General features: G+C 60.3%; 7 protein-coding genes. 4 read left to right on the top strand and 3 right to left on the bottom strand.

The features are described from left to right. Positions 1-39 precede the first annotated feature (39 nt). Positions 40-1,251, bottom strand: coding sequence for an ROK family transcriptional regulator (locus OKC27_RS06810; RefSeq protein ID WP_075112130.1), 1,212 nt, complete (start codon positions 1,249-1,251; stop codon positions 40-42). 130 nt (positions 1,252-1,381) lie between these two features. Then, positions 1,382-3,049 (bottom strand): methyl-accepting chemotaxis protein, encoded by a 1,668-nt coding sequence (locus OKC27_RS06805; protein WP_182970937.1) that lies wholly within the window; start codon positions 3,047-3,049, stop codon positions 1,382-1,384. A gap of 123 nt (positions 3,050-3,172) precedes the next feature. Here OKC27_RS06805 and OKC27_RS06800 point away from each other — a divergent pair, with 123 nt between their 5' ends. From OKC27_RS06800 to glpC, 4 genes are all read left to right on the top strand, one after another. Next, entirely contained in the window at positions 3,173-3,628 is a 456-nt protein-coding gene (locus OKC27_RS06800; protein ID WP_270806029.1) for a YchJ family protein, read from the top strand. A 242-nt stretch (positions 3,629-3,870) separates the two neighbouring features. Then, positions 3,871-5,544 carry an anaerobic glycerol-3-phosphate dehydrogenase subunit A gene (gene glpA / locus OKC27_RS06795; RefSeq protein ID WP_182937588.1) on the top strand — a complete coding sequence of 558 codons (1,674 nt, stop codon included), beginning with the start codon at positions 3,871-3,873 and terminating at the stop codon, positions 5,542-5,544. Beyond that, entirely contained in the window at positions 5,534-6,799 is a 1,266-nt protein-coding gene (gene glpB / locus OKC27_RS06790) for a glycerol-3-phosphate dehydrogenase subunit GlpB (protein ID WP_182970935.1), read from the top strand. The genes glpA and glpB overlap by 11 nt, the downstream gene beginning before the upstream one ends. A gap of 51 nt (positions 6,800-6,850) precedes the next feature. Continuing rightward, positions 6,851-8,053: an anaerobic glycerol-3-phosphate dehydrogenase subunit GlpC gene (gene glpC, locus OKC27_RS06785; RefSeq protein ID WP_182937590.1), complete on the top strand. Its 1,203-nt coding sequence runs from the start codon at positions 6,851-6,853 to the stop codon at positions 8,051-8,053. Between the two features lie 101 nt (positions 8,054-8,154). On the opposite strand, the gene OKC27_RS06780 is transcribed toward glpC, so the two are convergent. Continuing rightward, positions 8,155-14,811 (bottom strand): T1SS-143 repeat domain-containing protein (locus tag OKC27_RS06780; RefSeq protein WP_270806028.1); only part of this gene is annotated, 6,657 nt, incomplete at its 5' end.

Raw genomic sequence — 14,811 nt, 5'->3', positions numbered from 1 at the left:
CTGCCCCTTTCGCCAGACACAGTGCCAAACTCTCTTGCCTTACGACTCCTGACAGCTGCGCAGCAGCTCCAGCAACAGGCTGCCATCGCGCAGCGCCTTGTGCACCTGCACCGAGGTGGGCTTGGTGGGGTCTTCGTAGAAGTGGGTGGATTCAATCTGCAGCCGCACCAGATATTCGGCAGGCAACTGGCTGGCCAGCGACTGGTGCAGCATGGGGAACAGCAGCCGATCGGCACGGGTGATCTCGCCCCCCAGCAGCAACTTGCCTGGATTGAGCAGGCAGATGAGGTTGGAGAGCACCTTGGAGAGGCGGCCCGCCGCCTGATGGAGAATATCCTGACAAAGGCTGTTGCCCGCCAGCGCCAGCTCGCACAGTTCGCGGATGGTGACGCTCTCGGGCAAGTCGTGCTCCTGCATCCGCTCGCGCAGATCCCGGTATTGCGCCTCCAGCGCCTGATTGGTCACCAGGGTGCAGGCACAACCAAAACCGCCGCAGTAGCAGCGCTGGCCGTAAGGCTCGAGCTGCAGGTGGCTGAGATCCCCGAGCAGCGCATTCTCGCTCTCGATCAGCTGGCCATTGACCACCATGCCGACCCCGATGTCGTTGTGGACAAACACCAGCACCGCATCGGCGCAATTCTTGGCAGCCCCCCACTCCCGCTCGGCCTGGATCCAGGTGCGCACGTCACCGCTCACCAGCACAGGTACCGAGAACGCCTGTTGCAGCGTGGGCCCCAGCGGCCAGTTGCGCAGATCGTAGAAGGGGAAGTGCTTGACCATGCCGGAGTGACGCTCCACCTGACCCGGCAGACAGAGGGCGATACAGGCCAGACTGAGGGACTTTTTCGGCAGAAACACCTTGATGGCGTGTACCAGACTGCCCAACAGATCGGCCCGCTCTTCTTCGGTAAAGAGGTGGCGCTGGCGAGCCAGCGAGCGACCGGAAAAGTCGAACAGCGCCATATCCACGTAGCCACGACCAAGACGCATGGAGAGAAACTGGAAGCGGCGCTCGTTGATGCGCAGCAGGGTCTGGCGACGGCCGCGCCCCACCGAACTTTCGCCACAGGTCACCACCAGACCGCCATCGAGCAGTTCACGGGTGATCTTGGTGATGCTGGCAGGGGAGAGGCCGGTCAGGCGGGAGAGATCGGTACGTGACAGCTCCTTGTGCTCCTCCAGACTGGCGTACACCAGGCCGTAGTTGAGCTGCCGGATCAAGTCGATACTGCCTTTCACGATCTCATTCATAGGATATGGATTAAGGGCTGACACAGGGGCCGCCAATTTTCACACATTATTGGGCAATCCCCAAATAAAGTGCGGCCTGAACCGGAGTTCAGACCGCATCTTGTGGTTGTCATCACGGACCCTGACAGGATCAATAACGGAACTGGGAGACCAGTTTGCGCAATTTGTCACCGGTATTGGCCAGATCGCGGGTAGTGCTGTTGGATTCCACCGCCGCATCGGTCAGCTCGCTGACGATCTGCTGAATGGCTACCAGGTTCTTGTTGATCTCCTCCGACACCGCATGCTGCTCCTCGGCGGCGGTGGCGATCTGGATATTCATGTCGTTGATGGTACTGACCGCCGTCACCATGCTGTCGAGGGAGCTGGCGATGTGTCCCGCTTCCTGCACCGTCTCCTGACTGCGCTCTTCGCTCGCCTGCATCACATCCACCGCCTGTTTGACGCCGCCCTGCAACCGCTGCAGCATCTCGTTGATCTCCTTGGTGCTCTGCTGGGTACGGCCAGCAAGGGAGCGCACTTCATCCGCTACCACCGCAAAGCCGCGCCCCTGTTCGCCGGCCCGGGCCGCCTCGATGGCGGCATTGAGCGCCAACAGGTTGGTCTGCTCGGCAATGCCGCGAATGACCTCCACCACGGAGCCAATCTTGGCGGTTTCTTGCGCCAGCTGCTCGATAACGCCGGAGGCGGTATGCACCTCCCCCACCAGCCGGTTGATACTGTTGATGGCCCCGCTCACCACACCGCGGGCAGCGTCAGACTCACGGGCCGCATCGCTGGTTGCTGTCGCGGCATTGGAGGCGCTGGCCGCCACCTCCTGCGCGGTGGAGCTCATCTCGGTCACCGCGGTCACCACCTGATCGGTCTCGCGGCTATGGCCTTGCATCTGATGATCGTAGTGTTCGCTCAGATTGTGCAGCTTCTCAACGGCGCTAAAGAGGTGATTGCTGGTCTCGCCCACCTGGCTCACCACCGACTGGATCCGCTCGACGAAGCGATTGAAGGCGCTGGCCAGTTGGCCAATCTCGTCCTGACTCTGCACCTTGAGACGCTGGGTCAAATCCCCCTCACCATCGGCAATGTCATTGAGCGCCGACACCGCATCCGCCAGCGGTTTGGTCACCCGGTTACCCACGATCACCGTCACGACCAGGGTGATACCTAGGATCAGCAGGATCACCAGCACGCTGCTCTGCAGCGACGCATACATGTTGCTCTCGCGCTCTGCGCGCAGGGCGGCCAGATCGTTGTCGATATCATCGATATAGAAACCGGTACCGATGACCCACTGATACTTGTCCAGCACCATGTTAAAGGCCAGCTTGGGGGCATCACGACCGATGGAGGGTTTGGCCGTCCAGTACTCGGAGAACCCATCCCCCTGACGGGCCACCTTGAGGATGTCCTGGATCAGCAACTTGCCCTTGGCATCCTTGTCATTCCAGCGGTTTTTTCCCTCCAGCTCGGCACGGGTCGGCAGCAGCACTGTGTTACCCTCAAAGTCATAGACAAAGAAGTAGCCGTCACTGCTGTAACGCAGTGGCCTGAGCAACTCTTTGACCTTCTGACGATTTTCCGGTGAATCCGGCAGGGCATATACGGCATCGACGGCGGTTTTGGCCATCATGATGTAACTGCTGAGCAGCGCCTTGCGCTCCTTGATGGCATCTTCCCTCGCCACCACCAGCTCAGACTCCAGAGCGCTCTTGGAGACCATGTAGTTACTGAGGTTGACCACCAGGGCCATCAGCAGTACTGGTACTGCACCCAGTAACAGGATTTTCTGTTTTAGCGTCATCTTTCACATCCTTGCAGCTGTTTTTATTGGAATTCCTAGCCTACTCATCAGTATAGGTGCTGGCAGGGCGACCCCCCCTTTCGTTACAATTCACTTAAACAAATCGGCCAGAATGTGAAAATCATGAATCTTTGTCCTTGCAGTTCAACCCTTTCTCTCGAATTGTGCTGTGGCTCACTTCACAGTGGCGCTGTGGCTGACACCCCGGAGCAGCTGATGCGCTCGCGCTACAGCGCCTTCGTGCTCGGGCTGGGGGAGTATCTGGTCCATAGCTGGCATCCGGCCCACCTCGGCGGCCTCACCGCCGAAGAGCTTTCACGCATCGACACCCGCTGGGACGGTCTCGAGCTCATCACCAGCCAGGGCGGCCCGCAAGATGAAACCGGGATAGTGGAGTTCAAAGCCTGGTTTCTGGAGGGGGATAAGCGCCACTGCCTGCATGAGCGCTCCCGCTTCGGGCGTTATCAGGGGCGCTGGGTCTACACCGAAGGGGAGATCGATCCCCTGCCGCTCAAAACCGGCCGCAACGATCCCTGCCCCTGTGGCAGCGGCAAAAAGCACAAGAAGTGCTGTGGCTGACGCGTAACACACCCACCAGACTCGTCAAACAGCGGCAAGGGGCATCCGATGCCCCTTTTTTGTACCTGTCATTCGCCACCGGCCGACAAATCGATGCGATGGCAAGCGTGACAAATGTCACATAATGCTCATTAACGCGCGAGCGAATGAGCGTTTGCGAGCGCAAATTTGGCCCATATCAAACATTTTCACTCAGAAGTGCGCCACACTGGCCTCATCTGGAAGAGATGAGACGGGCAACAATGAAAAGAATAACCACACAAGTCGTCATCATAGGCGGCGGTGCCACAGGGGCCGGCATCATGCGCGATTGCGCACTGCGCGGCATCGACTGCATCCTGCTCGAGCGCGATGATATCGCCGCTGGCACCACCGGCCGCAACCACGGCCTGCTGCACTCCGGTGCTCGCTACGCGGTAACGGATCAGGAGTCCGCCCGCGAATGCATCCAGGAAAACCGCATCCTCAAGCGGATTGCCAGCCACTGTGTCGAGGACACGGGCGGCCTCTTCCTCACCCTGCCGGAAGATGACATCAATTTCCAACGCACCTTTATGGATGCCTGCGCCCTGGCCGGTATCGACACCCGCCAGCTCGATCCCCGCGAAGCGTTGCTGCTCGAACCCAACGCCAACCCGGCGATGATCGGCGCCATCCATGTGCCGGATGGCACGGTCGACCCATTCCGCCTCGCCGCTGCCAACGTGCTGGACGCGAAAGAACATGGCGCCCGTATCTTCACCCACAGCAAGGTGCTGGGGCTGCTGCGCACGCAGGATCGGGTGCACGGGGTCAAAGCCATCAACACCCGCACCGGCGAAGCGTTCGAGGTGGAGTGTCAGGAGGTGATCAACGCCGCCGGCATCTGGGGCCAGCAAATTTGCGAATACGCCGATCTCGGCATCCGCATGTTCCCGGCCAAGGGCTCCCTGCTCATCATGGATTACCGCATCAACCAGTTGGTGCTCAACCGCGCCCGTAAACCGGCGGATGCCGACATTCTGGTGCCGGGCGATACCATCTCCCTGATCGGTACAACGTCGAGTCGCATCGATTACAACAAGATTGACCAGCTCACCGTCGAACCCGAAGAGGTCGAGGTGCTGCTGCGCGAAGGGATCAAGCTCGCTCCCATTATGGCCCGCACCCGTCTGCTACGCGCCTACGCTGGGGTACGCCCGCTGGTGGCGGTGGACGGTGACGACACCGGCCGCAACATCAGCCGCGGTATCGTGCTGCTGGATCACGCCGAGCGCGATGGCCTCAAGGGCTTCAACACCATCACCGGCGGCAAGCTGATGACCTACCGCCTGATGGCTGAGTGGGCCACCGATCTGCTGGCCAAGAAGCTCGGCAACAGCAAGCACTGCCAGACCGCCGAACTGAGCCTGCCCGGCTCACGGGATCCGGAAAAGGTCTCCGCTCCCGGCCTCTCGGTGCCGGTCGAAGGCTCTGCCCAATACCGCCACGGCGAGCGGGTTATCGCCTTCTTCCGTGACAACCCCAAGGCCAACGCCCTCATCTGCGAGTGCGAAATGGTCACCGCGGGCGAAATCGAATATGCCCTGCGCGAGCTGGATGTGGACAACCTCATCGACCTGCGCCGCCGCACCCGTCTGGGGATGGGGCCCTGTCAGGGCGAGCTGTGCGCCTATCGCGCCGCCGGTCTGATGCAGGAGTATGGCAAGGCTGACGGTCGTCAGGCCTGCGTCATGCTGCGCCAGTTCCTCGAGGAGCGTTACAAGGGGACCCGCCCCGTCCTGTGGGGCGATGCCCTGCGCGAGGCCGAGTTCACCTACTGGATCTACGAAGGGCTGTTTGGCCTGGGAGAATGGACGGCGCCGCAGTTGGTTGCCGATACGCCTCGCGGCCCAACCAGCGAGACCACTCACAAGGAGAGCCGTCATGAAGTTTGACAATATCGTTATCGGCGGTGGCATGGCGGGACTCTCGGCCGCCCTGCGGCTGGTAGAGGCGGGCCAGAAGACCCTGCTGATGGCCTCCGGCCAGAGTGCGCTGCACTTCTCCTCCGGCTCGATCGATCTGCTGGAGAGCGAGGGAGATCCCCGCGCCGCCCTGCCCGCCTTTATGGCAGCCCATCCGGATCACCCCTATAGCAAGGTGGGGATGCAAAATATCGAAGCGAGCCTCGCCGATCTGCAGCGCCACTGCGCCGAGCAGGGGCTGCCGCTGGTGCGCCACGAGACCAACCACCAGCGCCTGACCCCCATCGGCACCCTCAAACGCACCTGGCTCTCCCCCGATACCTGTGCCTGCGTCACCGATACGCCGATCCCGGATGTACTGCTGCTGGCCACCCTCGAGGGCTTTCGCGACTTTCATCCGGCGCTGGCGGCCGCCAATCTGGCGACCCATCCCCGCTTCGCCCACTGCCGCATTCTGACCGGCGAAGTACGCCTGCCCCAGCTGGCGGAATTCAGCCGCAACCCCCACGAGTTTCGCTCCGCCGATATCGCCCGTCTCTGTGACAAGCACCATCTGGTGGCGGACCTGGCCCGCGAGATCAGCCGCATGGTACTGGAGTGTGGTGAACCGGGCTGCCGCCATATCGTGCTGCCTGCTTGCCTGTCCCTTGGCTTGGTCGGCCCGCGTCTGGCGGAGCTGGAGCAGCGCACCGGCTGCACCATCAAGGAGGTGGCCACCATGCCGCCGTCGCTGATCGGCATGCGGATGCAGGAGGCACTCAAGCGCCGCTTCATGGCCCTTGGCGGCACCTTCCTCACCAGTGAACGGGTGCTGGGCGCCCGCTACGAGGGTGATCGCGTCATCGGCGTGCACAGCCAGAATGGCGATGATCAGCTGTTTGAAGCGGACCACTTCGTGCTCGCCTCCGGCAGCTTCTTCAGTCGCGGGCTGGAGTCCCGTCTGCGCGGCATCCGCGAGCCCATCTTCGATGCCGATGTGCTGAGTCTGGAAGAGCGTGATGCCTGGGCCGGTCGACGCCTGTTTGACCACCACCCCTTCATGGGCTTCGGGGTCAAGACTGACGACAAGCTCAGAGTGCTGCGCGGTGGCAAGCCGCTGGTCAACCTCTACGGCGCTGGCAGCGTGCTGGCGCACTATGACCCCATCAAAGAGGGGTCAGGTTCCGGTGTCGCCGTTGCCACCGGCTGGCAGGCTGCCGGCCATATTCTGGGCGCGGCCCAATGATTACTTTGTCCCATATCCCGTGTCTTCATCATCGCCGGGAGGAGAACTGACATGCTACTGGATCACGCCAACCAAACTTTCGATCAGTGCATCAAATGCACCGTCTGTACCGCCTACTGCCCGGTGGCCAAGGCCAACCCCGCCTACCCTGGCCCGAAACAGGCGGGCCCGGATGGGGAGCGGCTGCGGATCAAAAGCCCGGAGCTGTTCGACAGCGCCCTCAAGCACTGCACTAACTGCAAACGCTGTGAAGTAGCCTGCCCGAGCGGGGTGCGCATCGGCGACATCATCGCCAAGGCCAAGCACCAGTACAGCGGTTTCAAACCGGGGATCCGCGAGTTCGTACTCTCCCACACCGACCTGATGGGCAGCATGTCTACCCTGATGGCCCCCGTGGTCAACTTCACCACCGGCCTCAAGCCGATGAAACTGGTGCTGGACAAGGCGCTGGGGGTCTCCTCCCACCGCGACCTGCCCAAGTACTCCCAGGGCACCTTCCGCGGCTGGTACAAGAAGCAGAAAGAGACTCAGGCCTGTTATGCGCGCCAGATCGCCTACTTCCACGGCTGCTACGTTAACTACAACCACCCGCAGCTCGGCAAGGAGCTGGTGCAGGTGCTCAACGCCATGAACATCGGCGTGCAGTTGCTGGAGCGGGAGAAGTGCTGCGGCGTGCCGCTGATTGCCAACGGCTTCATGGACAAGGCCAAACAGCAGGCAGCCTTCAACATCCAGCAGATGGAGAACTCCCTGCTCGGCAACGAGATGCCACTGCTGGCCACCTCCTCCACCTGTGGCTTCACCCTGCGCGATGAATATCCCCACCTGCTGGAACAGGACAACCACAAGGTGCGCGATCGCATCTCGCTGGTGACCCGCTTCCTGTGGAACGAGTTCTACAAGGGCAACAAACCGGCGATGAAGCCGCTCAATCTGCACATCGCCTACCACACCCCCTGCCACATGGAGAAGATGGGGGGCGTCATCTACACCCTCGAATTGCTGCGCGCCATTCCCGGGGTCAAGGTGACAGTACTGGAGTCCCAGTGCTGCGGTATCGCCGGCACCTACGGCTTCAAGTCGGAGAACTACGAAACCAGCCAGACCATCGGCGAAGGGCTGTTTGATCAAATCAACCGCCTGGCCCCCGATCTGGTGATCACCGATTGCGAGACCTGCAAATGGCAGATCGAGATGAGCACCAGCTTCCGCTGTGAACATCCGATCCACCTGCTGGCCCAGGCGCTGGCCTGACTCCCCCGGCCCTTGCGGCCGTATAAAAAACAATCCATGCAGAGATAAACAAAGAGCCGGCAAATTGCCGGCTCTTCTTTTTTTACGCTTCACACCCACTATCAGGGGTGCTGGATGATCAGGCTATGTTGATCTTCCAGCATGCTCTGCAGGATATCGTGGGACGAAGTACCGCTAAGATTCCAGCTGGTCAAATCCACATCCTTCAGAGTGATCTGCTGGGTCACATGACCATCCCCGGCTGGCGCCACCGAGAGGTTCACATCGCTCAGGCCATTGCTCCCCGTGGTCACCGAGGCAGAGAGGTGATTGAGCAGATCATCGACATGGCTGCCGCTCACCCCTTGCAGCATGTCGGCCAGATCGATCTTGTCCCCCTGTTCCGGATGGAAGTCGGTGATGGTATCGATCGCTGGCTGACTTTCACTCCCCTCATCCCCGTGCTGCCAAACGAAGAGATCGCTGCCAGCCTCGCCGGTGAGGATGTCGTTGCCATGGCCCCCCAGCAGACGGTCATCACCGGAGGAGCCAAACAACCAATCCCCCTGATCGGAACCGACCAGCTCATTACCACTCTGGCCGTGCACCGTGATGGTCTCAAGGGGCGTGCTGACGGTTGAACCGCCAACACTCGACTCGGCACTGATCCCCAACACATGCTCACCGTCACCAAAACCGCTGAAGAAGAGCGGAACCGAGTGATCGGCCGGGATCAGCCAGTCACCATTGCCATCGGCATGACCGACGCTCTGGCCATGCTCGTCCTGCACCTGTGCCCCATCCAGACCGCTGATGCGGATGGAGAGCTCACCGGTGGCCGGATTCACCACGCTGGCGTTGATGCCAAGAGGGATAACGGCCCCCTGCAAGGCATGGAACGCATGTTGATCCACAGTCAGATTCGGCATATCCGGCTCAGCCGTGACCGTGATGGCCACCTGATCGGTGTCACTCAGCGGGCCACCAGCACCGCTGTTGCCTTGATCAGAGGTAGTGACAGTGAGCGTGTCCTGCCCCCAGAAATCGTTGGCCGGTTCATAGTGCAGGTTGCTTGCCAGCAACTGGTTGAGATCGGCCAGCGACCCCACCAGGGAGATCTCGCTGGTACCCGCCCCCTGCACCACCACGGCCCCCGTCGCGCCCAGCAGGGTCAGCACACCATGCTCGACCCGCAGCACCATGGAGACTGGCGCACTGCCTGCATCCACATCCTTCACGCTGACGCCGGAGAGCGACAGGGAGCCATCCTCCTTCACCGTCATGCTGCCAGGCAGCTGATTGACCGGGGCATCGTTGACCGGCTGCACTTCGATAGCTACCACGTCGGTATCGCTCAGCGCGCCGCCGCTACCACTATTGCCAAGATCATTGGTCACCATGGTGAGCTGATCCTGACCATTGAAGTCCTGTTCACCCTGATAGGTCACCCCACCGGACAGCAGCGCATTGATGGCATCCAGCGGACCGCTGAGCACCAGCATCCCGCTCCCGTTGCCGGTCACCGTCACCCCGCTGCCCGCCATCAGGTTGAGGGTGCCATGCTCGACCGAGAGACGAACTTCGATGGGACTGCTGCCCGCATCCACATCTTTCACCTGCAAGCCGTGGATGACGAAGGGCTGATCTTCCACTGCAACTAGTGGGGTCGTTGGCAATACGTTGATTGGCGCATCGTTGACCGGGCTCACATCCACACGGATGGTGCCATTGACCTCGGGGCCAAGGGCGCCGTTGTCGAGGCTCTGGGCCGTGATCTTGAGATCCAGCGCACCGTTGGCATCATTGGTCACCAACTCGACAGCGCCAAGCTTGCCCCCCTCGGTGGTCACCTGCCAGCGACCGCCACCCAGATCAACAACCGTCCCCGCCACGCCATTTGGCAAGCGGATCTGGGCACCATCAGGCACCCCTTCGATGGTGACCCGCACCTGCTCGGGCTTGTTCTCATGCACATTACCCACACTGCCGCCGGTTGGCTGGGTATCCCGGGTCTCCAGCCCCAGATCCAGGGTGATCACATCCCCCTCGGTGCCACTCGCCTGATCCTGAATATCGGCGATGATGGCATCCCCCACCGGCGTCACGGTGACGGTAAAGCTGCCACTGGTTTCGAGCGGAATGGTGAGCCCCTTGTCCAGGGTAAATGCACTCAGCGACAGCTCCACGGTGCCGCTGAAGTCAGCTGGCGGGATCAGGGTAAGCTTGGAGAAATCAGTCCCCACCGGGATCTGCCAGACGCCGCCGCCATTGTTGACCGCCGGAGCAGACAGGGTGAAGCCATCCGGTACCCCCTTGATCTGCAGCGCCACTATCTGCTCGGAGCCATCATTGTCGATCAGGGTCGCGCCTAGCCCGCCGAGGTTGACTGTGCCATCCTCGCTCCCCGTGACACTGTGCAACGTGAGCTGGGCCGGATCGTTGACCGGTTTGATCTCAAATTCTGCATGCCCGTTCCAGCTGGCTTGCGCCGTGCCGGTGGTGGCGGTATCGAGAATATCGACCTGGATATCGAGCGGCACCTTGCCGCTAAAGTGCTCTTTGGGCACAAACACCAGATCTTTAAGCGCCGACACATCGTTGACCACCAGGGTGGTCAGTGGCTGGTTGCCGACCAGGAAATAGCCGAACTTGGGATCGACGGTGATGGTCACCGCCTCCACCGTCTCGAGACCGCCGTCAGCCACGCTAGGACTGATATCAGCCAGTTTGACCGAGAGATCGAGGTGGATCTCGGTGTCTTCCAGGTTGCTGGGCTGACCGTTCACATCCTTGACCTGCAGCGTCAGCTCGGGCTGACCATCCTGGCCACCATTGATATCTACTTCCGGAGTGATGGAGAGAGTGACTTGCTTCTCGACCAGCTTGGTATCGCCGCTGGTGGTATCGGTATTAACGACTCGCACGTTCAGATTGAGTGTGCCGGCGTAATCAGTGGGTAACCCCAATGTCAAATTCTCCAGACCACTCAGACTGGTCGGCAGTTTGATCAGGTATTCGCCATTGACGAAGTCGTAATTGAGCCCCTGCAGAGTGACTCCCGGCGGGAGCCCTGTGATGACAATACTCACTTCATCGTGGTTACTGTCCTGGCTCGCAATCACAATCTGCGACTTGAGCTGAGCCCCGAGATCGACAACATGATCCTCAACCCCGACTACGGCAGCAGGTTGGAATATGATCTGGGCTGCCTTCTCATCGGTCGCATTGGCAAAGATGAAGATTGCCGACACGGGCATTTCACGAACCACGGGAACACTGATATCTCCGTCATCGCTGTAGTCCAGAATCCGAGCACTGACCGTGAAATTAACCCGGCCGGTAAAGCCATCCGGCGCCTGCAAGCTGTAATTGCCCAGATTGCCTGCCGGAACAGTCCAGTTGCCCTTACCATCACTGATACCACCATTAACGACAAATCCCGGGGGCAAATCGCTGATCACCAGATAGTCGATCCGCTCACTGCTGCTGGGATCGCGGTCGTCAAAACTGAATGCCCCAACCAGATCCACCGGTTGATCGAGGAAGCCAAAGAGGAGGGGGTTGTCTATCTGCAACTCGCCATCGGGTTCGACCACCGCCTGAATATCGACGTGCAGATTGCCGTCGATCACCTTCTGGGCCACGGCCCCCGAATCCACATCATGCTGGGTCACGGTGACATGGCTCTGGATGGTGGTGTCCCTGTCGCTATCTTCCGGCGCTTTCACCAGCAGTTGGCCGCCGTTTAACAGGCTCCGCAGATCTGTGTCACTCAAGTCCACCGTACCGCTGTTCACGGTGAGCTGGGTATCGACCCCGCCCACCCGGATCCAGATCTCGTAACCGGGCTCGATGCCTGAGAGGCTGAGGTGCGTCACCTTCTCGGCGCCATCGCTCAACACCGGATGCCAGTCCAGCACCACAAACTGATCTTCAAGGCCATGGCTGGTCTTGCTGTAATCGGTGGCGTCGATCTCGGGCTCAACCTTGATATGCAGCGGCACATCGAAGCTCTTGCTGTCGCCGTCGTTTTCAGTCACCACCACCTTGGCGATCAGGTTCAAATCCGCCGTGCTATTGTGGGGCGGCTGGATCACCAGATTGCCAAGATCCGACACATCGACCTGATAGGTCGGCTTGCCATGAGCATCGAGTCCGGCAAAGGTGAGCATCAGCTCCTTGCCGCTGGCATCGAATACCTTGGCCCCTTCCGGCAGGCCACTCAGCACCAGGTTAAGGCTTTCCGAGGTATCTAACGGGGTATCAGCCAATTCACCAGAAACCAGCTTGAAGTTGAGCGGCGCCTGACCATCTTCTGCCACCGTGATGCTGTAGCCCTTGCCAATACCTTCATGGGTCCAGTCGGTACCATTGAGGATAAAGTCCGGTCTATCAACCACCCCCACCAGATCCACATGGAGTGTCTGACCAGCGGTCTCTTTCTCGTTGACCACGGTATGTGTCTGGCCACTGGCATCGGTCAAGGTGGCCGAGTCCTTCACCACCCCCTTGATGGTCAGGTCGAAATCGACGTTGCTGTTTTTCGGCGGTTCTAGTTTGAGATCGCCAATCCGATCGTAAGGCACCTCGTAGTAGCCTGCGGTGTTCTGACTCACGGCTACACTGCCCAGCCACAAGGTCGCGCCAGCAGGCAGGCCGCTGATGCGAACAAACAGCTGCTCGGAGTCATCGAGTTTGTCGTCCAGATGAGCAAGGGAGATCTTGCTGCCCAGATCGAGCGGGGTGTCTTCCTTGCCCTGAATATCACGAATGGTCAGCTTGGCGTCATCTGCCACCGGATTGACGTTGATCACCAGCTCAATCTTGTCTCCCTGCGCCGTACCCTGACCCGGAGCGATCGGGTTCTTCTCGGTGCTGATCGGGGTCACCGACAACTTGATGTCACCGCTGAAATCCTTGCCCGGAACCACAGTCACCTTGTTGATGTTGCCGGCCGAAACGGTGTAGATGCCACTGCTATTTGGCTTGAGCTCGGCACCGTTGAGCATCAAAGTTCCCTTGCCCGCTTCCAGCTTGATCTGGTAGGTCAACGTCTCGGAGTTGTCGGTGTCAGTCAGGCTCGCCTTGACGTCCAGCTTGATACCTGTGCTGTCTTCATTGGTGTCATAGTGGCGAGTGGTGTTGGTTGTGTCCCATATCGGCTTGTCGGCCACACCGCGCACCGTCACAGCCAGCTCGCCCGTTACGGCCGCAGGTGCCGCGCCTTCGGTGACGCCGACCTGCAGCTGCACCTGGAAGTGCAGTGGTTGACTGCCATTGCTCCAGCTCGACCAGTTGCTTGAGGGCACAAAGGTCACCCCCTGAGTGGTGTAGTGAACATTGTCACTGGTCACCATGGCCGCTGCCGGCACGATAAACCACAGGCCATCAGCCGTGGTGGTGAGGGCAACGCCGTTGTAATAGAAGGTGCCATGGGCATTGGGGGGCGCCTGAATCAGGAGCTGATCCACATGCTCACCGCGATCGAAATCGCCAATATCGAGCTGCATGTCGATAGGGATACCCTGCATAGGGTCTTGCGCCCCCTGATCCTCATTGCCAATCGCCGCCGTGACGGTAAAGTGCACCGCTTCATCCTGCAGATTGAGGGTCAGGGTGCTGTCTGCACGATCGCCATCGCCATCCACCAGATGGGCTGTCACCACCTGACTGAGCTGGCTTTCGTCGTGATTGAAACCAGCTGCTGGCCCGAAGGTATAGGAGCCATCGGCAGAGATGGTCAGTGACCCCATCACCTGCTTGCCATCTGGGCTCATCACATCCTGCGTCAGAGAACCATTGATGGCGTACGTCTGACCATTGATGGTGACCGACTCGACACGGGCACCATCCGCACCTTCATTGGCGGTAGGCAGCAGATCGCCGGTCACGGTACTGCTCCCCTCGCTTAGGGTATGAGCCAGAACAGTACCGATAGGCATGTCATCCTGTACCGTTACGGTCACACTGACGTTCGGACTGCGGTCGCCATCATGATCGGTGACAAACAGCGGCACTTCGATGGTCAACTCATCCTTGCCCTGTGCACCGTGATCAAGCTGGCCGACCAGATGGACGCTGTAACTGCCGTTAACATCGAGGTGGACCCAGAAAACGGGCTTACCCCCCTCGGCCGTAGCCAAATACCAGCCGGTGCTGTGTGCTGCCAGCGTAACTGCTTTGCCACCCGACGTGAGGTGATTGGCCTGATTGAATGCAGCCACATCCAGCTCAAGGGAGGCAACCCGATCCGAACCGGCAGTAATGGTCACCTTGCCACTATCGGTTTCTCCACTCTCTGCAGGTGTGGTCCCTGGATGCTGACCGTTCACTGCATCGAGATCCGACTCCTTGACGGTGACCCTCTCGATAGAAGTGATCACGGGATCGGCGGCGTCGGTGATCACGGCGGTGGTACTGCCAGTGATCACGCTGCCGTCGCTGTCGGTGACTTCGACCGGCAAGGTCAGGCTGAGTTTGTCATCCGCCCCGTGATCCAGGTTGGTATGCACCGTCACCTGATAATCGATAGTCGCGCTGGTGTGAGCGGCGATGCTGGCGGGGACGGTCGGGATGGACACCGTCATCACTACCAGACCGCCGCTGGTCACTGCCTGGAAGCTGTGACCATCCGTGCCAACCGCTTTCCAGGTCAGGGTTTCGCCGTTATGGGTGATGGGCTTGCCGCTGGCATCCATGACCTGACCGGAGAGGGTCAGTCGTACATCGGTCACCGGATCCGAGTCGGCTTTGATGGTGATCTTGCCGCTCGCCCGTTG

The organism is Aeromonas sp. QDB62 (assembly GCF_027705695.1).
GTDB classification, from domain to species: Bacteria; Pseudomonadota; Gammaproteobacteria; order Enterobacterales; family Aeromonadaceae; genus Aeromonas; species Aeromonas allosaccharophila.
This window is presented reverse-complemented; position numbering and strand designations above follow the sequence as displayed.

Bases quoted from the DNA above. Each gene is read 5' to 3' on its own strand.
- OKC27_RS06810 (WP_075112130.1), bottom strand. From the start codon at position 1,251: ATGAATGAGATCGTGAAAGGCAGTATCGACTTGATCCGGCAGCTCAAC.
- OKC27_RS06805 (WP_182970937.1), bottom strand. From the start codon at position 3,049: ATGACGCTAAAACAGAAAATCCTGTTACTGGGTGCAGTACCAGTACTG.
- OKC27_RS06800 (WP_270806029.1), top strand. From the start codon at position 3,173: ATGAATCTTTGTCCTTGCAGTTCAACCCTTTCTCTCGAATTGTGCTGT.
- glpA (WP_182937588.1), top strand. From the start codon at position 3,871: ATGAAAAGAATAACCACACAAGTCGTCATCATAGGCGGCGGTGCCACA.
- glpB (WP_182970935.1), top strand. From the start codon at position 5,534: ATGAAGTTTGACAATATCGTTATCGGCGGTGGCATGGCGGGACTCTCG.
- glpC (WP_182937590.1), top strand. From the start codon at position 6,851: ATGCTACTGGATCACGCCAACCAAACTTTCGATCAGTGCATCAAATGC.